Raw genomic sequence first — 24,410 nt, forward strand, 5'->3', positions numbered from 1 at the left:
GCGCGGGTCAGCGAATTCCATCAGGGCCAGCAGGCATAAGGCCTGCAACTACAGGCCGAATACATAACTGCAACCGTGTCCTGTTGCTTCATCACACAGCCAAGGATCTTGCCAAACGGGAGGCGTCCATACATGACGTATGATCTGGCACAGCCATGATCAACTCCTAGCTAGTTGGTGATGGTTAGCGGGTCAGGGGTGCTCTAACACCCTTGGCCCGCGCTTCTCACAGCATTGCTGCCATGGTTGCCCGCGACGCGCGTTGAAAACACTCCGCGGGCAACGCCATCGACACTATCAAATCGATTTTTGGTTGTCTGTAGGTGTACGCCCGCGTTGCGCGTGCCAGACACATTTGCAGAAAAATCCTACGCGTTCCGTCGCATCGGCCTTCCACCACAAGGGTAGAAGGCCGTTCGCTCACTGGACGTATCGCCACTGGATTCCGGCCTGCGCCGGAATGACGATCAAGGTGAGGATTCTTCCTCGTCGGGTGCCGTCACCGTATAGCCACGCGCCTTCAACTTCGCCAACAAACCCTTTGGCGACAACACCTCTTCCATCGGCAGCAAGGCAAAGGTCTGCGCATTCGCGCCCAGCGCCCGATCCACCGCCGCCACCCACGTCGCCTCGACCTTCCCCGGCACGTCCTTCAAGCCCAGTTTCTCGGCGAATCCCGCGCCGGTGATCGCCTCGATGCACGCCTCGCGCTGGTCGTTCATCGGCAAGCCGCGCAGCGCTTCGATATCGCCCACTGCCCACGCATTCGCACGCGCGGTGACCTTGTCCAGGCCATGCTCCACCGTGTCCAGTGTCTGGCTGAAGCATTGCTTGTCTTCCATCGAGGAAGTCTTGAAGGTCTTCAGCGCCGCACGCGGTTCCTCGATCACCATCTCGTAGCGCGTCGCGCTGACTTTCACGCCGTGCTTCTTGGCCAGGTCGCGCACGGCGTCCTTTACGCCGCCGGAAGCATTGAGACCGCTGCGCTTGACCGCCTTCTCGTACAACTCGACGGCCGCAAAGATCGGGCGCCAGCTTTCCACGCCGCGATCGCTGCCGATGTACTTCTGCTTGAGCACCGTCCAGCGCGCGTATTCGTCCGCGGGCAGCGCCTGCTGCAGGGTGATTCCATCCGGGTTCTTGCGCGCGCCGATCAGCGAAGGCAGCAGGAAGAGTTTGCCGAAGAAGCTGGCCTTGGGCTTGATCGAGACCGAGGGCGAGGTCAGCACCTCCTGCGAGGCGGCGATCACGCCTTCCACCTCGTCGGTCTTCCACTGCATGTGTTCGGGCAGCGGCGACAGCGTGCCGAGCACGTACATCACGTGATCACCCTTGCTCACCTTCCACAGGCCGGGGCCGGGGACGACGCCGCTGACGACGACGGATTCGAGGTTGGTGACGGAAGTGGCGGGCGCCGGGGCGGGGGGTGCCTGCTGTGCGAACACGGGGGTGGCAAGCAGCGCCAGGCAGATGGCGAGGGGGACCAGGCGCATACGTTGGTGACTCCGGAGAGAACGGGGGACGGTGGTCGGACTGAAGCATTGCATGAAGGTTCAACGTAGAGCCCCTCTCCCACTGGGAGAGGGGTTGGGGTGAGGGTACGGGCGGAGTGGGGCGCCCCGCTCCGGCCGAACCCTCATCCGGCTGCCGCCACCTTCCTCGCTCCTCAAAGCCGGGCACATCCCTGTGCCCTCCCCGCGTGCTCCCGGAGGGAGAAGGATTCCAGGTTGGGCATTGAGGCTCGCACGAAATTTTACGCGTTCTATACGCCCCATCCCCGATTCGCTACCCCTTTCTTATACCCGGGTTTCGACAATACGCACCGTTGCATTGCCGGTACCTACGTTCGCCATGGACGCCATCTATCTGCTGTTCTCCTTCGTGCTCTTCGCCGCCACGATCGGCTTCCTGCTGATCTGCGACCGGCTGGGCCGAGGCCGCTGATCGCACCTTTCGCGGGAATCCCCATGACTTTCTTCTATGCCGTGGCCGCCGTGATCGCGGTGGCCCTGCTCGGCTACCTGTGCGTGGCCTTGCTTAAGCCGGAGTGGTTCGAATGACCACCAATGACTTTATCCAGATCGCTGTTTTCCTGGTCGTGCTGTTGCTGCTGATCAAGCCGGTAGGCAGCTATATGGCGCAGGTCTTCGCCGATCAGCCGAACCGGGTCACGCGCTTCGGCGCACCGGTCGAACGGCTGCTGTATCGCCTTTCCGGCATCCGCGCCGAGGAAGACATGGGCTGGCGCCGCTATGCGATCGCCATGCTGGTCTTCAACATGGTCGGCCTGCTCGCCGTGTACCTGCTGCAGCGCGTGCAGCCGTGGCTGCCGCTTAACTCGCAGCATTTCGCCGCGGTGACGCCGGATTCGGCGATCAATACCGCGATCAGCTTCGCCAGCAACACCAACTGGCAGGGCTACGGCGGCGAAAGCAGCATGAGCTACCTGACCCAGATGCTGGGCCTGGCGGTGCAGAACTTCCTGTCGGCGGCTACCGGCATCGCGGTGCTGGTGGCGGTGGTGCGCGGCTTCTCGCGCCGCAGCTCGCTGTCGATCGGCAACTTCTGGGTCGATATGACGCGCAGCACGCTGTACATCCTGCTGCCGTTCTCGCTGATCCTCAGCCTGCTGCTGGTTTCGCAGGGCGTGGTGCAGAACCTCAAGCCCTACGTCGACGTGCCGCTCACCCAGCACATCACCCAGGTCGAGCAGCTGAAAGATGCCGACGGCAATCCGCTGAAGGACGCCAAGGGCAATCCGCTCACCAAGGAATCGCCGGCCACGGTGCAGACCTTGCCGATGGGCCCGGCCGCCTCGCAGATCGCGATCAAGCAGCTCGGCACCAATGGCGGCGGCTTCTTCAATGCCAACTCGGCGCACCCGTTCGAGAACCCGACGCCGTTCGCCAACTTCCTGGAGATGCTGGCGATCTTCCTGATCCCCGGCGGCCTCTGCTACACCTTCGGCGTGCTGGTCGGCGACCGTCGCCAGGGCTGGGCGATCCTCGCCACCATGCTGCTGATCTTCGTGCCGCTGGCGATCGGCGCGGTCGCCGCCGAGCAGGCCGGCAACCCCGCGCTGCATGGCTTGGGCGTCGACCAGAAGGCCAGCACGCTGCAGTCCGGCGGCAATATGGAAGGCAAGGAAACGCGCTTCGGCATCGCCGCCAGCGGCCTGTTCACCGCCATCACCACGGCCGCTTCCTGCGGCGCGGTGAACAACGCGCACGACTCGCTCACCCCGCTCGGCGGCCTGGTGCCGATGTGGCTGATGCAGCTGGGCGAAGTGATCTTCGGCGGCGTCGGCTCGGGCCTGTACGGCATGCTCGCCTTCGCGGTGGTGGCGGTGTTCATCGCCGGCCTGATGGTGGGCCGCACGCCGGAATACCTCGGCAAGAAGATCGAAGCGCACGAGATGAAGATGGCCAGCCTGGCCGTGCTGATTCCCTGCGCGCTGGTGGTGGTGGGCACCGCGATCGCGGTGATGGCACCAGCCGGTGTGGCCGGCGTGAGCAACCCGGGTGCGCACGGCTTCAGCGAGATCCTGTACGCGGTGACGTCCGCTTCCAACAACAACGGCAGCGCGTTCGGCGGCCTTTCCGCCAACACCCCGTTCTGGAACGTGCTGACCGGCCTGTGCATGTTCATCGCCCGCTTCCCGCTGGCCATCGCGATGCTGGCCCTGGCCGGTTCGCTGGCCGCCAAGCGCCACGTGCCGCCTTCGGCCGGCACCCTGCCCACGCATACGCCGCTGTTCGTGACCTTGCTGGCCTGCGTGGTGATCGTGGTGGGCGCGCTGACCTTCCTGCCTGCGCTGGCGCTCGGCCCGATCGCCGAATTCCTGATGTCGGCTCACTGATTTACAGGGACAACGTTCCATGAATTCGCATGCCCAAGCGGTGCGTTCCTTCGACCGCGATCTGATCCTCAAGGCCATCGCAGACTCGTTCCGCAAGCTGTCGCCGCGCCAGCAGTTCCGCAATCCGGTGATGTTCGTGGTGTTCGTGTGCAGCGTGCTGACCACCCTGCTGTGGGGCCAGGCGCTGGCCGGCCACGGCGAAGCACCGACCGGCTTCATCTTCTGGGTGTCGCTGTGGCTGTGGTTCACCCTGTTGTTCGCCAACTTCGCCGAGGCGCTGGCCGAAGGCCGCGGCAAGGCGCAGGCCGCCGCGCTGCGCGGCTCGCGCAAGGACGTGATCGCCAAGAAGCTGGCCGCGCCGCAACGCGATGCCACGGTGAGCTTCCTGCCGTCGAGCGAGCTGCGCACCGGCGACTACGTGCTGGTCGATGCCGGCGAGCAGCTGCCGGGCGACGGCGAGGTGGTGATGGGCGCCGCCAGCGTGGACGAGAGTGCGATCACCGGTGAATCCGCGCCGGTGATCCGCGAGTCCGGCGGCGACCGCAGCGCGGTCACCGGCGGCACCCGCGTGCTGTCGGACTGGCTGATCGTGCGCATCACCGCCAACCCGGGCGAGAGCTTCCTGGACCGCATGATCGCGATGGTGGAAGGCGCCGCGCGGCGCAAGACGCCGAACGAGATCGCGCTGACCATCATGCTGGCCAAGTTCACCCTGATCTTCCTGCTGGCCTGCGCCACCCTGCTGCCGTACTCGATCTACAGCGTGCAGGCCAGCGGCCACGGCAACCCGATCACGCTCACTGTACTGATTGCGCTGCTGGTGTGCCTGATCCCGACCACCATCGGCGCCCTGCTTTCGGCGATTGGCATTGCCGGCATGGATCGCATGATCCGCGCCAACGTGATCGCCACCTCCGGCCGCGCGGTGGAAGCGGCCGGCGACGTCGACGTGCTGCTGCTGGACAAGACCGGCACGATTACCTTGGGCAACCGCCAGGCGGTGGCCTTCATGCCGGCGCCGGGCGTGGAAGAGGCGATCCTGGCCGACGCCGCGCAGCTCGCCTCGCTGGCCGACGAAACGCCGGAAGGCCGCAGCGTGGTGGTGCTGGCCAAGGAACGCTTCGGCCTGCGCGAGCGCCATCTCGAAGACAGCCACGCCGTGTTCGTGCCGTTCACCGCGCAGACCCGCATGAGCGGCGTCGACGTCGGCGAGCGCCGCATCCGCAAGGGCGCGCTCGATGCGGTGGAGCGCTATCTCGAAGCCGCCGGCAGCCACCTGCCGCCGCTGGTCAAGCGCATGGCCGAGGACGTCGCACGCCGCGGCGCCACCCCCTTGATCGTCGTCGAAGGGAGCACCGCGCTCGGCGTGATCGAGCTGAAGGACATCGTCAAGGGCGGCATCCGCGAGCGCTTCGCCGAAATGCGCCGGATGGGCATCAAGACCATCATGATCACCGGCGACAACCCGCTGACCGCCGCCGCCATCGCGGCCGAGGCCGGCGTGGACGACTTCCTCGCCGAAGCCACGCCGGAAGCGAAGCTGAAACTGATCCGCAAGATCCAGGCCGAGAACCGCCTGGTGGCGATGTGCGGCGACGGCACCAACGACGCCCCGGCGCTGGCCCAGGCCGACGTGGCGGTGGCGATGAACACCGGCACGCAGGCGGCCAAAGAAGCCGGCAACATGGTGGACCTCGACTCCAATCCCACCAAGCTGATCGAGGTAGTGGAGATCGGCAAGCAGATGCTGATCACGCGCGGCGCGCTGACCACGTTCTCCATCTCCAACGATATCGCCAAGTACTTCGCGATCATCCCGGCGGCTTTCGCCACCACCTATCCGGCGCTCAATACGCTGAACGTGATGAAGCTGGCCACGCCGCAGAGCGCGATTCTGTCGGCGGTGATCTTCAACGCGCTGATCATCGTGTTCCTGATTCCGCTGGCGCTGAAGGGCGTGAAGTACCGCGCGCTCGGCGCCGGTGCGCTGCTGCGCCGCAACCTGCTGGTGTACGGCCTGGGCGGCATCGCGGTGCCGTTCGTGGGCATCAAGCTGATCGACCTGTTGCTGGTATGGCTCGGCCTGGCCTGAGCGCGATCCATCACGAGGAGTTGGTTTCCCCATGCAAACCCTGAAGCTTTCCGTTTCCCTGCCCGACGCCGACCACGACAGCGTGGAACTGCGGCTCTCCGCCGACGAATCCGCCTGCGACGTGGTGATCGCGCTGCCGGTGCGCTCGCGCGAGCTGCGCCGCGATGACGCGGCCGCGACGCCCGAGCAGGAGGATTACGTACTGGGTGGCTACGCCGGCATTTGAGCGGCGACACCCTTCATTAACCAACACGCTTCAACCAAGACTTTCAACCAAAACAAGGCGGTCCCTCCGGACCGGTTCTCACAGGACTTTATGCAGCACAAGAAGGCACTCGCGTTCGCGCTTCTGTTCGCGCTGGCACCGGCCGGCAAAGCCATGGCCAGCCAGGCCGCGGCGTCGGACCTGGGCCCCGCGCCCGGCGCGTCGGTCACGGCAAGCGACGACTGCTCCGCCGGCTTCGTCAGCCGCCTGGCCGCCGCCTACCGCGAGAACGCGCAGCCGGCCGATCCGAACGCGCCGGCGCCCAAGCGCCGCGCCATGGAATCGCCGTTCGACTCGGCGCCGTTCCCCTCGGCGGAATGGCAGCTCGGCGGCGTGGCCTATCCGATCGGCGTGCCCAATCTCAACAGCCAGTACCCGCTGGAGAAGGCGCTGTCGTGCACCAAGCTGGGCCACTGGATGAAGGACAACCGCATCGAGGTATACGGCTGGATCAATCCCTCGGTGAATATCAGCTCGTCCAGCCATACCAACTATCCGTTGTCGTATGCGACGCGCCCGAACCGGGTGGAGTTCAACCAGTTCCTGTTCCGCATCGAGCGCGTGCCGGACACCGTGCAGACCGACCACATCGACTGGGGTATGCACCTGGATATCCTGTACGGCTACGACTATCACTACACGACGATGAAGGGTGTCTTCAGCAACCAGCTGCTGAACAACCCGCGTGCCGACCAGCCGCTGGCGGGCAAGACCTACGGCGTCGACCCGATGCTGTTCTATATCGACGTGTATTTCCCGTCGGTGGCGCAGGGCATGAACGTGCGCGTCGGCCGCTATCTGTCGCTGCCGGATATCGAGGCGCAGTTCTCGCCGAACAACTACCTGCTGACCCACTCCATCCTCTACACGGTCGACCCGTATACGCAGATGGGCGTGATGACCACCACCAAGCTCAGCGACCAGTGGACGGTGCAGCTGGGCGTGAACGGAGGCAACGACGTCGCCGTGTGGAACCACTCGTCGCGCCCGTCGCTGCAGGCCTGCGTGCGCTGGGTCTCGGCCGACAACAACGACATGCTTTACCCCTGCATCAATAACTGGAACAAGTCGGACTACAACTACAACAACATCCAGATGTACGTGGCCACCTGGGGCCATCGCTTCAGCAAGAACGTGCACATGCTGACCGAGGCCTATCGCATCTACGGCCGCAATATCCCCGGCTACGGCGCGGATGGCATTCCCGGCGTGCCCGGCTCGGCTTCCACCGCGGGGCAGGCCGGTGCCTACGGTGTCGTCAACTATCTGAACTTCGAGCTGGACCCGAAGAACATGCTGTCGTTCCGCAACGAGTACTACCGCGACCTGCAAGGCCAGCGCACCGGCTTCGCCACGCGTTATTCCAGCCACACCCTGGGCCTGACCCATTGGGTCTCGCAGGACCTGGAGCTGCGCCCGGAAATCCGCTACGAGCGCTCGTACGACCAGCCGATCTACGACCGCGGCCGCCGCAACTACCAGATGACCGCGTTGATGGACGCGATCCTGCACTACTGAGGCCACGCGCATGAAACGCCTGATACTCAACGCTATCGCCATGCTCGTGCTGATGAGCGCGATCCTCGGCCTGCTCTATCCGCTCGCCACCACCGGCCTGGCCCAGCTGCTGTTCCCGGCGCAAGCCAACGGCAGCCTGATCGCCAAGGACGGCAAGGCCGTCGGCTCCAGCCTGATCGGCCAGTCGTTCACCGAGCCGAAGTATTTCTGGGGACGGCCGTCGGCAACCTCGCCGATGGCCAACAACGGCGCCTCGTCGACGCCGTCCAACCAGGGCCCGACCAACCCGGCGCTTACCGACGCGGCGAAGCAGCGCATCGATGCGCTGCGCGCCGCCGATCCGGGCAATGCGGCGCCGGTGCCGGTGGAGCTGGTCACGGCGTCGGGCAGCGGCCTGGACCCGGAGATCAGCCCCGCCGCCGCGCAGTACCAGCTTGCCCGCGTGGCGAAGGCGCGCGGGCTGGGGGCGGCCCGGGTGCAGCAGCTGGTGGCGCAGTTCACCCGCGGGCGGCAGTTCGGCGTGCTGGGCGAGCCGCGGGTCAACGTGCTGGAACTGAATCTGGCGCTGGACCAGCTGTAGGTTGGGGTGATAACCCCAACATCGCCGCGCATTCCAGGCGAACCCCGTTGTTGGGGTTCGCCTTTGGCTCACCCCAACCTACAATGCCTCCATGTCCGATCTCTCCAGGGAACTGCGCGCCGATGCGCTGCTCGACAGCGTGCAGGATGAGCGTCACCGCCGCCTGAAGATCTTCCTCGGCGCCGCCCCCGGCGTGGGCAAGACCTTCGCCATGCTGTCCGCCGCGCGCGAGCTGAAGCGCCAGGGCGTGGACGTGGTGATCGGGCTGGTGGAAACGCATGGCCGTGCCGAGACCGAAGCGCTGGTCGACGGCCTGGAAGTGCTGCCGCGCCGCCCGGTCGAATACCGCGGCCGCGACTTCACCGAATTCGACCTGGACGCCGCGCTGGCGCGCAAGCCAGCGGTCATCCTGGTCGACGAACTGGCCCATCGCAACCTGCCCGGCGGGCGCCACGAGCGGCGCTGGCAGGACATCGCCGAGCTGCTCGATGCCGGCATCGAGGTGTACAGCGCGCTCAACGTGCAGCACCTGGAAAGCCTCAACGACCAGGTGCGGCGCATCACCAACGTCACCGTGCGCGAAACCGTGCCGGATGCCTTCCTCGACCGCGCGCGCGACATCGTGCTGGTCGACCTGCCGCCGCGCGAGCTGATCCAGCGCCTGAAGCAGGGCAAGGTGTACGTGCCGGAAACCGCGGCGGCGGCGCTGGATGCGTTCTTCTCGCCGACCAACCTGGCCGCGCTGCGCGAGCTGGCGGTGGATACCGTGGCCGGCCACGTGGACAGCGACCTGCGCGGGCACATGCTGGCGCGCGGCGGCGCGATGCCGGTGCGGCGGCGCGTGCTGGCCGCGATCGATGGCCACGGCCAGAGCGAATACCTGGTGCGCGTGGCGCGGCGCATCGCCGAGCGCCGCGGCGCACCGTGGAGCGTGGCCTTCGTCGATACCGGCGCCGACCTCGACGTCAAACGCCGCGAGCAATTGGATGCCGCGATGCGCCTGGCCCGGCGCCTCGGCGGCGAGACCATCGTGCTGCGCGGCCACGCCGTCGCCGACGAGATCCTGGCCCACGCCGACCGCGAAGGCGTCGGCCAGATCCTGCTCGGACGCACGCGCGAGCGCCCGCTGGCGCGCATGCTGGGACGCTCGCTGACCCAGCAGCTGCTGCGCCGTGGCGCGCATCTGGAACTGACCATCATCGCCACGCCGACCGAGCGCGCGCAGTCGCGCCTGCGGCTGCGCATGCCGGGTGGACGCGGGCGGCGCGGTGAGTACGTCTACGCGACCCTCGCCGCGCTGGTGGCGTTCGTGCTGGCCTTCGTCGCCGACCGCTACCTGTCGGTGGCGAACCTGGCGCTGATCTTCCTCACCGCGGTGCTGGTGGTGGCGGTGCGTACGCGCATGGCGGTGTCGGTATACGCGGCGACGCTGTGCTTCGTCGGCTACAACTTCTTTTTCGCGCCGCCGCGCTACACCTTGATGATCGCCAACTTCGACGACGTGCTGGCGGTATGCCTGTTCTTCGTCGCGGCGCTGGTGTGCAGCCGGCTGGCGACACGCTTGTCGAGCCAGGTGGAATCGATGCGCGCGGCGCATGCGCAGGCGCGCGCGCTGCTGGCATTGGGCCAGCGGCTGACCGCCAGCACCGACGCCAGCGGCATCCGCGACGTCGGCGCCGCCGCGCTGGCGCGGGCGTTGCGCTGCGACGCGGCGGTGCTGATGCGCGATCCCGGCCGCGTGCTGCAGGTGGCCTCGGTATCGCCGCGCGATTTCCGCCTCACCGCGCAGGACCTGGGCGCCGCCGACTGGAGCGAGAAACACGCCGAAGCCGCGGGACGCTATACCGACACGCTCAACGCCGCGCCGTGCTGGGTGCTGCCGCTGGGCAGCGAGAGCCGCCCGCTCGGCATCGCCGCGATGCGCTTCCCGCCCGAGCAGCGCGACCTCTCGCCGGACCAGCGCAGTCTGGCCATGGCCATGGTGCAGGACATCGGCCAGGCGCTGGAACGCGCGCGCCTTGCCGACGAACTGGAAGGCGCACGGGTGCAGGGCGAGACCGAACGCCTGCGCAACGCCCTGCTCTCCTCCGTCTCGCACGACCTGCGCTCGCCGCTGGCCTCGATGATCGGCTCGGCCGGCACGCTGTCCAGCTATGGCGAGCAGCTGCCGCGGCAGGAGCGCCAGGAGCTGCTCGACGCCATCCTCGGCGAGGGCCAGCGGCTGGACCGCTATATCCAGAACCTGCTGGACATGACCCGGCTCGGCCACGGCACTCTCAAGCTCAATCGCGACTGGACCGACGTGGCCGAGATCGTGGCCGCCGCGGTGACGCGGCTGCACAAGCTGTTCCCGGAGCTGAAGGTGGACACCATGCTGCCCCCCGGCACGGTGCTGCTGTACGTGCATCCGGCGCTGATCGAGCAGGCGCTGTTCAATATCCTGGAGAACGCCGCGCGCTTCTCGCCGCCCGGCGAGGCGGTGCGGGTAATGGTGCGCACGCAGGACGAAAAGCTGGTTCTGGATGTCAGCGACCGCGGCCCCGGCATTCCCGAGGACGAGCGGGCGCTGATCTTCGACATGTTCTATTCGGTCTCGCGCGGCGACCGCGCGCCGCAGGGCACCGGCCTGGGGCTGGCGATCTGCCGCGGCATGATCGGCGCCCACGGCGGTTCGGTGGAGGCCTTGCCCGGCGACGGCGGGGGCACCACCATTCGCATCACCCTGCCGCTGCCGACGCCGCCCTGATGACCGCTGCCGCACCCTGCGTGCTCGTGATCGACGACGAGGCGCAGATCCGCAAATTCCTCGATATCGGCCTGCGCGCCGAAGGCTACGAGGTGGTGCTGGCCGCCAATGCCGAGGAAGGCCTGGCCAAGGCGGCCACGCGTTCGCCCGACCTGGTGATCCTGGATATCGGCCTGCCCGACCGCGAAGGGCACGAAGTGCTGAAGGAACTGCGGCAGTGGAGCCAGGTGCCGGTGCTGATGCTGTCGGTGCGCGATGCCGAGAGCGAGAAGGTGCGCGCGCTCGATGCCGGCGCCAACGATTACGTGACCAAGCCGTTCGGCATCCAGGAACTGATGGCGCGCCTGCGCGCGCTGCTGCGCAACCGTCCGGGCGAACCGGAACCGGCCGCGCAGCGCTACGACGACGGCCGCCTCGCCATCGACCTGGCGCGCCGCGAAGTGCAGCTCGACGGCGAAGCGCTCGCGCTCACGCGCAAGGAATACGCGGTGCTGGCGATGCTGTTGCGCCACGCCGGCCGCGTGGTGACGCAGCAGCAATTGCTGCGTGAGATCTGGGGCCCCACCCATGTGCAGGACACGCACTACCTGCGCATCGTGCTGGGCAAGCTGCGCCAGAAACTGGGCGACGACCCGGCCGAGCCGCGCTGGCTGAAAACCGAAGCCGGTGTCGGCTACCGCTTCCTCGCCGGTTGATTACGCGCACCATCGACACTGACGGCTGACGGCTGACGGCAGGCTGTCGGCCACGCGCTGCGTGCGCTATCGGACACCTGGGCACCGCAGCCAAGGCAACAGGCGATGGAGCCCCGGGCGCGCTGGCATAAGAATCCTTTCATGCCGTCGCGAACCGACGGCCTTGCCGAGTCGGGCATCGAGTTCCCGATCCGCGATCCGGGTTACGCAACGCCATCGCGCCTTGTCACCCCGCCATCGCTTCCACGCCGCACGCACTGGGTGCATCTGCGGCCTTGAGCGGCCTTGCCGGGCATGGACCCGCGCGCCGCCAACGGAGCAACGCCATGAGCAAGCCACGCCCGCGTCTTCTTCTCTTTGCTGTCCCGCTGCTGGGCAGCTTCAGCCAGCTGCATGCCCAGACTGCAGCGACGCATGAAGATGACGTACCCAGCTCTTACGACGGCCGCGAGATCTCCGACAACGGGCCGGACGCGCCAGCCGGCCAGCGCGACGCTTCGCTGCTGCGTACCTCCTCCGATCGTGACTACACGTATATGCGCTGCTGGTACCGGAAGGACGCGAGCGACCTGAATCCGCGTTCGGACTACGTCTGGGCGCGCATCGCCGACGGCTCGTACTACCTGCTGCGCGGCTATTGGTACGACAACTTCGTGTTCCGCTGGCGCAACATGTTCTACACCAGCACGGCACGCGCGGAGCTGGAGCAGGTCTGCCGCGACACGCTGCGCCGGCAAGGGCTGCCCGCGACGCTGTTCGACCTGCATGCCGCCGATAACCGGCGTTCGTTCAACTACCTGATATGGACGTACGGCGAGCAGCAGGGCGGCACGTCGATCAATCGCATGGTCAGCTTCGGCGACAGCCTTTCCGACACGATGAATCTATACAACGGATCGCTGTGGAAGATGCCCAACCGCAAGAGCTGGTTGTTGGGACGCTTCAGCAATGGCCCGCTGTGGAACGAGCAGGTGGCCGCCGCCCTGCGCATTCCGCTGTACAACTGGTCGGTGGGCGGCGCAGCGGGCGACCAGCACATGGTGATACCGGGCGTGCGCGAGCAGGTCGCCTCCTGGAAGCAATACATGCGGGTGGCGCGGGACTACCAGCCGGCGCGGACGCTGTTCACGCTGTGGATCGGCGCCAACGACATCATCAACTACGGTCGTTCCGTCGACAGCATCGCGCTGCACGTCGAAGCCTCGCTGCGCGATCTGATCGCACAAGGCGCGAAGCATCTGCTGGTGATGAACCTTCCCGACCTGACCCTTGCTCCTGGTCTGCGTACGTCCACCAAGAAGGCGCAAGTGGCCGGGGAGGTCGCCGCTTACAACCAGCAGCTGCGCGGCATCGTCGATCGCCTGCAGCAACAGCACCGCGGCGTTCGCCTGGTGCTGATGGACAACTTCCCGCTGCTCGATGAAGTCGCCGCGGACCCCGAAAGCCATGGCCTGACCAACTTCGTCGACGCGTGCCTGCAGATCGACTACGGCAGCGCCCTCGCCTACACCAGGGAGCACCGCCCGCGCCGGGCCTGCACCCGCGCCGACCAGCACTTCTTCTGGGATGGCTTGCATCCGACCACGAAGGGCCACCAGATCCTGGCGCAGAAAGTTACATCGTTCGTACTAGGAAATTTCCATGAAGAATTATCCGAAGCAACGCAATGAGATAAATCCGATATCGCTGCGATGCATTCATCACCGTGGTTCGACGCGCAACTTTCGCATGCATTGCGGCGTCCAACGGTAACCAGCAGATCAATGCTTTCGAAGCATCACTACTGACTACACAGCGTGGGCTTGCTGCCGGCGCAGGGGAACGAAATCTTCCGGCGTGCTTCGATAAAGTCGACACGCCTGCATCAGGCACGAAGTCCGCCGCCACTGCACACGACCCGCTTGCCGAATCACAGATGCAGGCAAGCCCGTCCACCTGGATCGACGCGTGCAGCGTGACGCCTGATGTGGATACCCGCCGATTAGGAAACTTCTTAGCCACGTATCCCTCATCGTTCCACCACCTGGAGCCGCAAGCGCATGAACAAACCTCGCGCAACGCCATGCCGACGAAGCAAAGAGGAAGGACATCCGTATGTATACCGAGCTGAAAACTTCTCTCGTCAAGCGACACCATCGTGATGACCTCATCCATTCACTGGAGACTTTGCTCGATCTGTCACTGGTCCACGTAGACATCCAGGGCGCCGATGCCGACGAGCAGCACGCGCCGTCCAGGCAGTACTGCGGACTGTTCCATATGGCCGGCATGCATCCCTGCCAGGTGCACGGCGCCTCGATCGACGCGCCGATCCGGCTGGAGCCCGGCGACCTGCTGATCGCCTCCTTCGATGCCCATGGCGACCTGAAGGTGATCGACCTGCAGATCAGCGGGCCCAGCCTGATCCGCGGCCGGCTGTATTTCACCGGCGGCTGGCATCGGCAGTTCCACGAGGTGCTGCCACCATGGTTCGTGATCCGCCCCGGCGACGCGGGCGACGTCTATCGGCGGATTTCCAACGCGATGATCGAGGTCTCGCATTCCAGCATCACCGGCCGCGGGGTGATCCTCAACAAGCTCGCCGAGATCCTGTTCACCATCGCGATCTGCCATTACGCGAAGCGCTCAGACGCCAACCTGGGCTTGTTCACCGCGTTTTCGGACCGGCGCATTTCCAAGGTGCTCAACGCCATCCACGAGGACCCGGGCCGCGGCTGGAACGTGCAGACCATGGCCGCACTCGCCTGCATGTCGCGTTCTTCCTTCACCCAGCGCTTCACCCAGCTGATGAAGATGCCGCCCGGCCAGTACATCACTTACTGGCGCATGCACCTGGCCGAACGGCTGCTGCAGGACCCGCGGCTGTCGGTCGCCGACGTGGCCGAGCAGGTCGGCTATGCGAGCAAGGCGGCGTTCTATCGACTGTTCAAGCGTATCCAGGGCATGTGTCCCGGCGAGATGCGCGCGGTAAAAGCGGCGACGGCGTCGAATCAGGGGAGCTGCCAGAGCGCGCCGTGATGGCGGGCGAATGCAGGGCCGTTCGCAGATCGGCGTGGCAGGTCCGCACTTTCAGCCTAGTCCGATAGCTAATCGTCCAGCCCTGCGGCTTCAATGAGCCATCCGGCTTTCCGGGCCCCAGCCGCAGGAGCAGCACGTGCGATCGCGAATCGGCCATTCCGGCACGGGACAACGCCGCCGCTGCTTCCTGCGGGTGGCGTTATTGCTTCTCGGGTGCTGCGCAGCAGCCGACGTCGTCGCGCAATGGTCGGTCGTCGATGTGGAACAGAACCGTATCGGCACCGAGGCGTGGGCGAAGGAATGGCTGCAGTGGACGCAGCAGTTCGCGCAATGGGAACAGCAGTACTTCACCATGCTCAACGTGGTGCAAGCCGGCCCGTCGTTCTTCGACGGCACGCTGCAGTATCGCGGCGTGGATGACGGCCTGGCGCAACGCTGCCCCGGCCCGTCGATGCAGGCGGGCAAGCTGGCGCAGCAGCAGCACGCGTTCTGCCAGCTGCTGCTGCAGTTGGACAACCGCCGCTACAACGTCCTGGTCGATCTCAACCGGCAGGTCGAGCGGCGCAATCGCGAGATGCAGGCGATCCTGGCCAGGCGCATCACCGAGGCGGGCTCCAGCAATCTGGGTGGATTGAAGGCGTTCGATACCGAGATGCAGGCCTTCACCGCCAACCTCGGGCACGACATGCACGGCGCCAGGGCCGCGCTGGACCGGTACGCCACGCTGGGCCAGGCGGTCCGCGAGCAGCAGGCGCAGCTCACCGGACAGGTGCTCGGCAATGCGTCATCCGCTGGCGCAGGACTGGCCGGCACCCTGATCCAGGGCGCGACGCTCAAGCAGGCGCTCGATGCCGCCAGGCATCCCTGAGCGCACGACTCCATTCGATCCCCGCACTGTCATGGATGACGTCATGCCCAATCTCGCGCTCGCCGCCTTCGCGCCTTCCGGCGACCTCGGCAACTTCATGTTCTTCTCCGCCATCCGCGCGTTCCTGCTCGACGACGACGGCCTGATCACCCAGTGGACCGCCGGCATGGCCGAACGCCTGGGCACGCTGCTGGCGATGCTCGCGCTGCCGCTGCTCACCAGCTGGATCATGCTGCACGGCTATCGCATCGTCAGCGGACGCTCGCGCGAGCCGATGATGGCGCTGGTGGTCGATGCCGCGCGTGCCGCGCTGATCGTGTTCGTGGTCGGCGCCACCAGCATGGGCAATCCATGGCTGGCGGCGCGGATCAACGAGCTCGATCAACTGGTCGGCGTGCTGGTCAGCGGCGAGCGGGACATGGACGGGCAGATCCGCGAAGGGCTGGCCTGGATGCAGTTCGCGCTGTCCAGCATCGATGCCCTGCCCACCGGCGGCGATGCGGCCGTCGCCACCGCCAGGGAACGCAGCCTGTGGTTCGCCGGCATCGGCACCGCCGGCCCGGTGGTGGTCGGCGGCACGTTGCTGATGCTGCTGCAGATCGTGCTGCGCTTCCTCGTCGCGGTCGCGCCGCTGGCGGTGATGTGCCTGCTGTTCCGGGGCACCCGGCCGATCTTCCAGCGCTGGCTGCAGTACTGCTTCGGTTCGCTGTTCCGGCTCGCCGTCACTGCCGTGATGACCTCGGTGGCGCTGAAGATGGTGTGCGCGGTGGCGGCGGCGTTCTGGGCCGACAAGCTGCTCAATGCCGCGGTGCAGAAGCTCAGCAACGGCGCCGTCGATCTGCATATGGCCGAGGGTGTGTCGAGCATGGCGCTGCAGCAGGGTGGGCTGGGGCTGATCATGACTTTGCTGATCGTCACCGTGCCGCAGATGACGGCGGAGTTTTTCATGGGGGCGTTGGGGCAGTTCAGTGCTTACTCGATGTTTGGCCGCGGCAGCGGGAGCCCCGCCGCGTCTGCTTCGCACGGCTACCGGCCCGACCCGGATCAGGCGCCGGCAGCACAGCGCAGGCCACATCACGCGGGCAATCCGAAGTCACTGCCAAACGTGATCCAGCCGCTCAGGAATCCGTCCGGCCATCCAGGTGCCCTGGCACAGGACGTCATAAAGCGAAGTCCGCGTGCATGACGTATTCGATCCGGTGGACAAACGATCGCCGGCTCCTCTTTCCTGGAGAAACTGATGACTTCCTCATTGCTGAAGCTGCCCGTCTTACTTTGGCCGCTATGCCTGAGCACGGCATTGCACGCTCAGTATTGCCATTGGCGGCCCGAAGGCCCGCGTGGTCCGGGCCTGTATGACTCAGGCGGAGAACCTTGCGATGAAACCGGCAATCCCGTCGGAATGGCCCGTTATGCAAGCCGATGGGGAGCCATCGCCACCAGCAATACGTCGCTCAACATGGGCGTCTCCTTCGGCGAGAGAAGCAAGCTCGCCGCCCAACGTAGCGCCATGGATCGATGTGGCACGCCGGACTGCCGAGTAGATTTCACCTATCGCGATCAATGCGTAGCCGTCGCATGGGGGGTCACCTATTCCTCCATGAGCAGTGCCATGACCGTAGACGAAGCCATCGCGACATCGATGAAGCGCTGCCAGAAGAAAACCAGCGACTGCGAGATCGTCTACACCGAATGTAGTCCTGCCGAGCCCGTTCCATGACGCCAGCCATGTCCAGCGCATCGATATCGGCGATGCACCGCTCCCACCAGATGGGCGACACTGTATGCCCCATGCCCCGCCGGAGCTCCGCCATGCACCGCCCCCGCAGCAGCACCGCTTTCCTGTTCGATCTCGACGGCACCCTGGTCGACAGCGTCTATCAGCACGTGCTGGCCTGGAAGGAAGCGCTCGACGCCGAGGGCGTGGAACTGTCGGTGTGGCGCATTCATCGCAAGATCGGCATGAGCGGCGGACTGTTCACCAACATCCTGCTGCGCGAGACCGGGCTGGAGATCACCGAGGAGCGCCTGGCGCGGCTGCACCAGCGCCACGTCGAAGCGTTCAACCGGCAGCACACGCAGGGTCTGGTGCGGCCCCTGCCCGGCGCGCGCGAATTGCTCGCCTATCTCACCGAGCAGGGTTATCCGTGGGCGATCGCCACCAGCGGGCGGATGGCCACGGCGGCGCACAATATCGAGGCGCTGGGCGTGGATCCGTCCAAGGTGCCGGTGATCACGCGCGACCAGGTGCGCCATGCGAAGCCCGATCCCGACCTGTTCCTGGCGGCGGCGGAAAAGCTCGGCGTGGATATCGAGCAGTCGCTGGTGATCGGCGACAGCATCTGGGACATGCTGGCCGCGCAGCGCGCCCGCGCGCTCGGCGTAGGGCTGCTGTCGGGTGGCTATGGCGAGGATGAGCTGGCGCGCTCGGGTGCGTTCCGCGTGTACGACGACCCTGCCGACCTGCTCAAGCATATCGACGAAGTCGCGGCGCGGCTCTGAGGCGAAGGAGCCACGCATGGCGACCGAACTCGATGAAGTGCGCGCAGCGCTGCGCCGGCGCGAGCCGATCTTTCATTGCCCGGAGTTCGGCCATGCGCGCGCCGACTTCGAGCACATGACGGCGGCGGCGTTCCACGAAGTCGGCGCCTCGGGCCGGCGTTACGACCGCGAGTACGTACTCGCGATGCTGGAAGAACGCCATCGCGAGGGCTGGCTCGACGAGGCGCTGGAGGTCGAGGATTTCCACTGCGCACCGCTCGACGGCCAGGCCTATCTGGTCACCTATACGCTGCACCAGGGCCAGCGGATCACGCGCAGGGCGACGATCTGGCGGCGTGACGGCGAGGTATGGAAGATCCTCTATCACCAGGGCACGCTAGTGCTCGACGGCAGTTAAGCGCCCACGCGTGTCAGGCACGATTCACCGCCACGCCAGCGTCCGGGGTTAGGCTGAACCCTCGGAGTTTTCGGGGTAGCTGTCATGCGTCGACTCGTCTTTCTTCCCATGGCCGTGCTCGTGGCCGCCTGTTCATCACCGCAAGCACCGCAACCGGAACAGCAGCCCAAGCCACAGGCCTCCGCGGCGACACCGGCCAACGCCGCGCTGGGCTCGCACGAGTGGTATCGGTGGGTGGATCAGCGGCTGGCCATCGCCGATGGCGACGGACACGGCCCGGATGGCGGCTCGGACGAATGGAACAGCGCGGTGCAGCGCAAGCTCGGCGAGGAAGCCCCGCAATCCCAGCCCGGTTCGCCGCAATGGCAGCAGGCGGTGGATGCGCTGCTGCGCACGCGGGCGCAGTGACAAGTGCAGACAAAACGTCACCCACTTCGCTCACCCCTTCGGGGCCGCCCTGCGGGCGTTCTTCGCGCTACGCGCTTGTCCGGCCTGCGCCGGGATGACGAGCTAACGCACTCGCTGCAGCCGCACCCAGCTGAAGTGCTGGTCGGTGCCGCCCGGCGTGCGATGGGTTTCGCGCGTGCTTTCCAGCAGCTCGTAGTCCGCGCCGAACATCGCGTGCAGTTCGCGCACGCCGTAGCGCGCCACCGGCAGGCCGCTGCAGCGGTCCGGACCGTCTTCGGCGAACGTGGCCATGACGATCTGCGTGCCCGCCTGCGAGGCGCGGCGCAGCGCATCGAGATAGCGGCGGCGGCTGTCGGCGTCGACCAGGAAATGGAAGACGGCGCGATCGTGCCAAAGCGCATAGCGCTTCAATGGCGCGAAGGCGAGCACGTCGCCGGTGATCCAGTCGACCTGTCTTGCGCTGTCGCCCAGGCGTTCGCGCGAGGTGGCGAGTGCGCTGTCCGACAAATCCATCACGGTCAGATCCGCGTAGTCTTCGCGCAGCAGATGGTCGACCAGCGACGAAGCGCCGCCGCCCACATCGATGACGGGAGCACCTTTCGGCACGCCGGCGTGCTCGATCAGCGTCAACGACAGCGTCGGCCGCGCCTGGAACCAGCTCACCGTGTCGGCGCTCTTGTTCCGATACACCTCGTCCCAGCGCGAACCGCGGTCACTCATGGCAGGCGCGCCTTCATCGCGGTCAGCCCGGCGCGAGCAGCGCGTCGAGGTCGTCCTCGTCGAAGCTGAGCCGCTCGCGCGTGCCGCCACCTTCCAGCACCGCTTCGGCCAGCTCGGCCTTGCGCGCCTTCAGTTCCTCGATGCGCTCCTCGACCGTGCTGGAAGTGATCAGGCGGAACACGAACACCGGCTTGTCCTGGCCGATGCGGTGCGCGCGGTCGCTGGCCTGCGCTTCGGCGGCCGGGTTCCACCACGGGTCGTAGTGGATCACGGTGTCGGCGGCGGTGAGGTTGAGGCCCACGCCGCCGGCTTTCAGCGACAGCAGGAACAGCGGCACGTCGCCTTCCTGGAACTGGCGCACCGGCTCGGCGCGATCGCGCGTCTCGCCGGTGAGCACCACGTAGTGGATGCGGCGGCGGTCCAGCTCCTGCGCGATCAGCCGCAGCATTTCGGTGAACTGCGAGAACAGCAGCACCTTGCGGCCTTCGGCCAGCAGCGCCGGCAGCATGTCCATCAGCAGGTCGAACTTGGCCGAGTCGCGCACGCCGCGCGCGGCCTCCAGCTTGACCAGGCGCGGATCGCAGCAGACCTGGCGCAGCTTGAGCAGCGCATCCAGCACCACGATGCCGCTGTGCTGGATGCCGCGCTGCGCGATCACCTCGCGCAGTTCCTCCGCCAGCGACAGGCGCAGGCCCTCGTACAGCTCGCGCTGGCGGCCTTCCAGCACCACGCGGCGGGTGATCTCGGTCTTGGGCGGCAGCTCGGAGGCCACCTGCGACTTGGTCCGGCGCAGGATGAACGGGGCCAGGCGGCGATTGAGGCGGTCCTGGCACTCGGTGTCTTGCTGCTTCTCGATCGGCACACGGTAGTGGCGGCGGAATGCGCCTTCGTCGCCGAGCAGGCCGGGCACGGCCAGGTCTACCTGCGACCACAGTTCGCCCAGGTGATTTTCCAGCGGCGTGCCGGTGAGGCAGACGCAGCGCGGCGCGCGCAGGCTCAGCACGGCGCGGCGTGCCTGCGTGCGCGGGTTCTTCACCTGCTGCGCCTCGTCCAGCACGATCAGCGCGAACGGCTGCTTGCGCAGCGCCACCACGTCGCGCGGCAGCAGCGCGTAGCTGGTCAGCACGATGTCCTGCGCGCCGAGCTGCGAGAAATCGCCGCCGCGCTGCGGACCATGCAGCGCCAGCACCTTGAGCGCGGGCGCGAAGCGCGCGATCTCGGCCTGCCAGTTCGGGATCAGGCTGGTCGGCACCACGATCAGCGCCGGCTGGGTCAGCGCGCCGTGTTCCTTGAGCGCGAGCAGATGGGTGACCAGCTGCAAGGTCTTGCCCAGGCCCATGTCGTCGGCGAGCACGCCGCCGACGCCGGCCTCGGCCAGCGCGTTGAGCCAGCGCAGGCCTTCGCGCTGGTACGGACGCAATTCCACCGTGAGGCCTTCCGGCACCACGTCGCTGGCGCGCTCGGCGGCGTCGCGCAGGCGCGCGGTGAAGCCGCGCAGCTGCTCCGGCGCTTCCAGCGCGGCGCCGGCCGGCAGCGCCTCGACGATTTCCTCCAGGCGGCCGGCCTGCACGCGCGGCAGATGCAGCTTCTTGCGCGGCTTCTCCAGGTATTCGGCCAGCGGCGCCAGCAGGCCGCGCAGTTCCTTCAGGCGCACCGGCACGCGGCGGCGTTCGTCCACCGGCGCGTACCACACGGCGTCTTCCGGCTCGTTCGGCGCGGGGCTGAGATTGAGCGTGTGCTCGGCCAGCGCCTGCGCCACCGCGGGCAGCAGGTTGTGGCGCTTGCCTTCCAGCTCGATGCCGATCTCCAGGTCGAAGGCGTGGTCGTCGGCGTCTTCCACCGCGTTGCCGTACCACTGCACCGGACCTTCCAGCACCTCGAACGGGAAGCTGGGCGCGTACTCGAGCACGAAGCCCTCGACTTCGAGCTTGGGCCGCAGCGCCAGCCAGCGTGCCGGCGTATTCACTTCCAGCGCGCCGGCGTAGCCCTTGCCGGGGAACAGCCAGGCGTCTTCCGGCAGCGTGTCGGCCAGGTCCCAGGGCAGCCCTTCGGTATCCACGCCGGGGGTGAGGCCAACGCGTTCGAGCTGTTCCATCGCGGTGAGTTCTTCGGCGCGGCGGCGCGTGATCTCCACCAGCGTGCCCTGGCGCACGCGGCGCACCAGCGGCTCGCCGCCACGGCCGGGCAGGCGCTCACCGGCATAGTCGAAAGCCAGGCGCGCATAGGCCAGCGGCGGCGTGCCGGCAGCGAGGCGGGCGTGGCGGGTCAGTGCGTGCAGGATCAGCACCGGACGCGGGGATTGCTCGGAGCGGCGCAGCTCGTCGAAGACCTGCGGCGCGGGCACGCGATGGGCCAGCCGGCTACCCGGCAGCGCGGCGCGCAGGGTGGCGCTGTCCTCGTGCTTCAGCAGCGGCAGGTCCAGCCACTGGGTTTCCTCGGCGGGCGCTTCCAGGTGGCCCAGCTCGGCGCGCTCGGCGTCGAGGTACCAGAGGCCGTCGATGCGCACCAGGCGATGGTTGGCCGGCAGCGCGGGCAGCAGTTTCTGGCTGCCGTCCTTTTCCAGGTGCCAATGCCAGTTGAGCAGGTGCCCCTTGCCGCGCGACAGGCGCAGCCCGGCGAGGCCGCCGAGGAAGCACGGCGCGGTGTCGAGCACTTCGGCCAGCAAGGTGTCGCCGACGTGGCCGGCCAGGCGCGCGTAGCTGCGGCTCTTGCGCACGGTCTGCGGCAGGCCCAGCACGGTGGCAGCCAGGCGCTGCTCGGGCGGGTCCAGCGGAAGATGGGCGAGATGGCGGCTATCCAGCGGCGCGGGTCGCGCGAAGCGGCCCTGCTCGGCCACTTTCAGCAAGACCGGCGCCAGTTCCAGGCGCACGTAAGGCGCGCCTTCCTCGGGAATCGCATCGAGGAAGAAGCCCAGCACGCCGCGCTCGGCCACCGCAGCATCGGCGCCTTCGTCCAGCAGGCGGCGCCAGACGGACGGCAGCGGTTCCGCAGTCTCCTCGTGGCGCTGCGAGGTGGATTCGGCGAGGCGTTTCTCGTCGGGTTGCTGCATGCGCGTGCGGTCCGCCGGGAAGACCAAAAGACCGAGCTTAGCAAGGGCGATGTGCAGATGCGCGCCTTCACGCCCGATTTTTTCTGCGGGCGTGAAAGCGATACAGTCCAAGGTTTAGGCGACCCCGAAAAGTCCTTGCGGATATTCGGGCTTCTGCTCGCGCGACATCAGTGCGCGCACGCCTTCGACCGGCGTCACTTCGCCGTGCAGCACGGCGCGCACGCCGCCGCTGATCGGCAGGTCCAGGCCGTGCTTGGCCGCCAGCCGGGCGACTTCGTCGGCGGTGACCACGCTTTCGACCACCTGGCCGATCTGGCGCACCGCTTCGTCGATGGCGATGCCGCGGCCCAGGGCCAGGCCCAGGCGGCGGTTGCGCGAGAGATCGCCGGTGCAGGTCAGCACCAGGTCGCCCAGGCCCGACAGGCCCATCAAGGTCTCGGGACGGGCGCCGAGCGCGACGCCCAGGCGCAGCATCTCGTTCATGCCGCGGGTGATCAGGCCGGCACGGGCGTTGAGCCCCAGGTCCATGCCATCGGCGACGCCGGTAGCGACCGCCAGCACGTTCTTCATCGCGCCGCCCAGCTCCGCGCCGAGCACGTCGCCGCCGGAGTACGCGCGGAAATTCGGCGCGTGCAGCATGGAGGCGAGCTGCTGGGCGAAGGCTTCGTCGTCGGAATGCACGGTGACCGCGCTGGGCAGCCCCAGTGCGACTTCCTTGGCGAAGGACGGGCCGGTGATGACCGCCGCGGCGCGGCCGGGCAGCTTCTCGTCGACCAGTTCGTGCAGGAAGCGGCCGGTGCCGGGCTCGAAGCCCTTGGTGGCCCAGGCGATGCTCGCGCCCGCATCGAGCAGGGGCGCCAGTTCGTCCAGCATGGCGGCGAACGCATGGCTGGGCACCACGATCAGCACGATCCCGGCGCCGCGCACGGCGGCGGCCAGGTCGCTTTCGTAGCGCAGCTCGGCGGGCAGCTGGATCTCCGGCAGGTAGCGCAGGTTCTGCCCGCTTGCGGCCATCGCCGCGAGCGCTGCGGCGTCCCGGCCCCACAAACGGGTCGGCACGCCGTTGCGCGCGGTCAGGGCGGCCAGCGCCGTCCCCCACGAGCCGGCTCCCAGGACCGCCAGGGTCGGACGTTCAGCCATGAGGGTGACTCAGCTGTTGAGGACCGGAGCCTCGTCGCCGCCGGTGCTGCGGCGCTGCTGCTCGGCGTAGAGCGCGTCGAAGTTGATCGGCTGCAGCAGGAACGGCGGGAAGCCGCCCTCCATCACCAGCGAGGAGATCACCTGGCGGGCGTAGGGGAACAGCAGGTTCGGGCAGTAGCTGCCGATGATGCCGGCATGGTCGGCCTCGTTGAAGCCGGACACGCCGAACACGCCGGCCTGCTTGACCTCGGCCAGGTAAGCGGTGCGCTCGCCCAGGGTGCAGGTCAGGGTGAGGCTGAGCACCACTTCGTACAGGTCGTTGCCCAGCTCGGTGGCCTGCTGGCCCAGGTTGAGCTGGACCTGCGGCTGCTGCTCGGTCTCGCCGATCTCCTGGAAGATGTGCGGAGCGTTGGGCGCCTCGAACGACACGTCCTTCACATAGATCTTCTGCAGCACCAGCTGCGGCTGGCCGGCCTGGCCGTTGGCGTTGACGTCTGCCATCTGTGAAACCCCTCGATCTGGATTACGGAAAAGGACAAAGAGGCCGATTGTT

At 67.1% G+C, this 24,410-nt stretch carries 21 protein-coding genes; 16 read left to right on the forward strand and 5 right to left on the reverse strand.

Going from position 1 to position 24,410, the window contains the following annotated elements:
* Positions 1-467: 467 nt before the first annotated feature.
* Complete coding sequence (locus tag AB4083_RS16125; protein WP_441609102.1) at positions 468-1,493, reverse strand: TraB/GumN family protein; 1,026 nt, start codon at positions 1,491-1,493, stop codon at positions 468-470.
* A 474-nt stretch (positions 1,494-1,967) separates the two neighbouring features.
* On the opposite strand from AB4083_RS16125, the gene kdpF reads away from it, so the two are divergent.
* From kdpF to AB4083_RS16205, 16 genes are all read left to right on the forward strand, one after another.
* Entirely contained in the window at positions 1,968-2,060 is a 93-nt protein-coding gene (kdpF, locus tag AB4083_RS16130; RefSeq protein ID WP_081805176.1) for a K(+)-transporting ATPase subunit F, read from the forward strand.
* Positions 2,057-3,859, forward strand: coding sequence for a potassium-transporting ATPase subunit KdpA (gene kdpA / locus AB4083_RS16135; protein ID WP_441609103.1), 1,803 nt, complete (start codon positions 2,057-2,059; stop codon positions 3,857-3,859). The genes kdpF and kdpA overlap by 4 nt, the downstream gene beginning before the upstream one ends.
* Positions 3,860-3,878: 19 nt before the next feature.
* Positions 3,879-5,951 (forward strand): potassium-transporting ATPase subunit KdpB, encoded by a 2,073-nt coding sequence (gene kdpB, locus AB4083_RS16140; RefSeq protein ID WP_441609104.1) that lies wholly within the window; start codon positions 3,879-3,881, stop codon positions 5,949-5,951.
* A 31-nt stretch (positions 5,952-5,982) separates the two neighbouring features.
* Positions 5,983-6,177 (forward strand): hypothetical protein, encoded by a 195-nt coding sequence (locus tag AB4083_RS16145; protein ID WP_441609105.1) that lies wholly within the window; start codon positions 5,983-5,985, stop codon positions 6,175-6,177.
* Positions 6,178-6,267: 90 nt separating this feature from the next.
* Positions 6,268-7,734 carry an outer membrane beta-barrel protein gene (locus AB4083_RS16150; RefSeq protein WP_441609106.1) on the forward strand — a complete coding sequence of 489 codons (1,467 nt, stop codon included), beginning with the start codon at positions 6,268-6,270 and terminating at the stop codon, positions 7,732-7,734.
* A gap of 10 nt (positions 7,735-7,744) precedes the next feature.
* The gene (gene kdpC / locus AB4083_RS16155) at positions 7,745-8,314 is read left to right on the forward strand and encodes a potassium-transporting ATPase subunit KdpC (RefSeq protein WP_441609107.1); all 570 of its coding nucleotides are present in this window, start codon (positions 7,745-7,747) and stop codon (positions 8,312-8,314) included.
* Positions 8,315-8,405: 91 nt separating this feature from the next.
* Positions 8,406-11,060, forward strand: a complete 2,655-nt coding sequence (locus AB4083_RS16160) for an ATP-binding protein (protein ID WP_441609108.1) — start codon at positions 8,406-8,408, stop codon at positions 11,058-11,060.
* On the forward strand, positions 11,060-11,755 hold the full coding sequence (locus AB4083_RS16165; protein ID WP_441609109.1) for a response regulator: 696 nt from the start codon (positions 11,060-11,062) through the stop codon (positions 11,753-11,755). Before AB4083_RS16160 ends, AB4083_RS16165 begins: the two co-directional genes overlap by 1 nt.
* A gap of 326 nt (positions 11,756-12,081) precedes the next feature.
* Entirely contained in the window at positions 12,082-13,425 is a 1,344-nt protein-coding gene (locus tag AB4083_RS16170; protein WP_441609110.1) for an SGNH/GDSL hydrolase family protein, read from the forward strand.
* A gap of 496 nt (positions 13,426-13,921) precedes the next feature.
* Positions 13,922-14,773, forward strand: a complete 852-nt coding sequence (locus tag AB4083_RS16175; RefSeq protein ID WP_441609111.1) for a helix-turn-helix domain-containing protein — start codon at positions 13,922-13,924, stop codon at positions 14,771-14,773.
* Between the two features lie 136 nt (positions 14,774-14,909).
* Positions 14,910-15,641, forward strand: a complete 732-nt coding sequence (locus AB4083_RS16180; RefSeq protein ID WP_441609112.1) for a hypothetical protein — start codon at positions 14,910-14,912, stop codon at positions 15,639-15,641.
* Positions 15,642-15,684: 43 nt separating this feature from the next.
* Positions 15,685-16,827, forward strand: coding sequence for a type IV secretion system protein (locus tag AB4083_RS16185; protein WP_441609113.1), 1,143 nt, complete (start codon positions 15,685-15,687; stop codon positions 16,825-16,827).
* A gap of 54 nt (positions 16,828-16,881) precedes the next feature.
* A complete protein-coding gene (locus AB4083_RS16190) occupies positions 16,882-17,361 on the forward strand; it encodes a DUF4189 domain-containing protein (RefSeq protein ID WP_441609114.1) in 480 nt (159 codons plus the stop codon).
* Between the two features lie 92 nt (positions 17,362-17,453).
* A complete protein-coding gene (locus AB4083_RS16195) occupies positions 17,454-18,143 on the forward strand; it encodes an HAD family hydrolase (RefSeq protein ID WP_441609115.1) in 690 nt (229 codons plus the stop codon).
* Between the two features lie 16 nt (positions 18,144-18,159).
* On the forward strand, positions 18,160-18,540 hold the full coding sequence (locus tag AB4083_RS16200; protein ID WP_441609116.1) for a nuclear transport factor 2 family protein: 381 nt from the start codon (positions 18,160-18,162) through the stop codon (positions 18,538-18,540).
* A gap of 84 nt (positions 18,541-18,624) precedes the next feature.
* A complete protein-coding gene (locus tag AB4083_RS16205; RefSeq protein ID WP_441609117.1) occupies positions 18,625-18,948 on the forward strand; it encodes a hypothetical protein in 324 nt (107 codons plus the stop codon).
* Between the two features lie 102 nt (positions 18,949-19,050).
* Here the strand turns inward: AB4083_RS16205 and AB4083_RS16210 are convergent, their stop codons facing one another.
* From AB4083_RS16210 to secB, 4 genes are all read right to left on the reverse strand, one after another.
* Positions 19,051-19,668, reverse strand: a complete 618-nt coding sequence (locus AB4083_RS16210) for a class I SAM-dependent methyltransferase (protein ID WP_441609118.1) — start codon at positions 19,666-19,668, stop codon at positions 19,051-19,053.
* Between the two features lie 22 nt (positions 19,669-19,690).
* Positions 19,691-22,717 (reverse strand): DEAD/DEAH box helicase, encoded by a 3,027-nt coding sequence (locus tag AB4083_RS16215; protein ID WP_441609119.1) that lies wholly within the window; start codon positions 22,715-22,717, stop codon positions 19,691-19,693.
* Positions 22,718-22,831: 114 nt separating this feature from the next.
* The gene (locus tag AB4083_RS16220; protein WP_441609120.1) at positions 22,832-23,857 is read right to left on the reverse strand and encodes an NAD(P)H-dependent glycerol-3-phosphate dehydrogenase; all 1,026 of its coding nucleotides are present in this window, start codon (positions 23,855-23,857) and stop codon (positions 22,832-22,834) included.
* Positions 23,858-23,866: 9 nt separating this feature from the next.
* Positions 23,867-24,358 (reverse strand): protein-export chaperone SecB, encoded by a 492-nt coding sequence (gene secB / locus AB4083_RS16225; RefSeq protein WP_441609121.1) that lies wholly within the window; start codon positions 24,356-24,358, stop codon positions 23,867-23,869.
* Positions 24,359-24,410 lie beyond the last annotated feature (52 nt).

Origin of the sequence: Dyella sp. 2RAB6, from assembly GCF_052115385.1 — a bacterium.
GTDB lineage: Bacteria > Pseudomonadota > Gammaproteobacteria > Xanthomonadales > Rhodanobacteraceae > Dyella_D.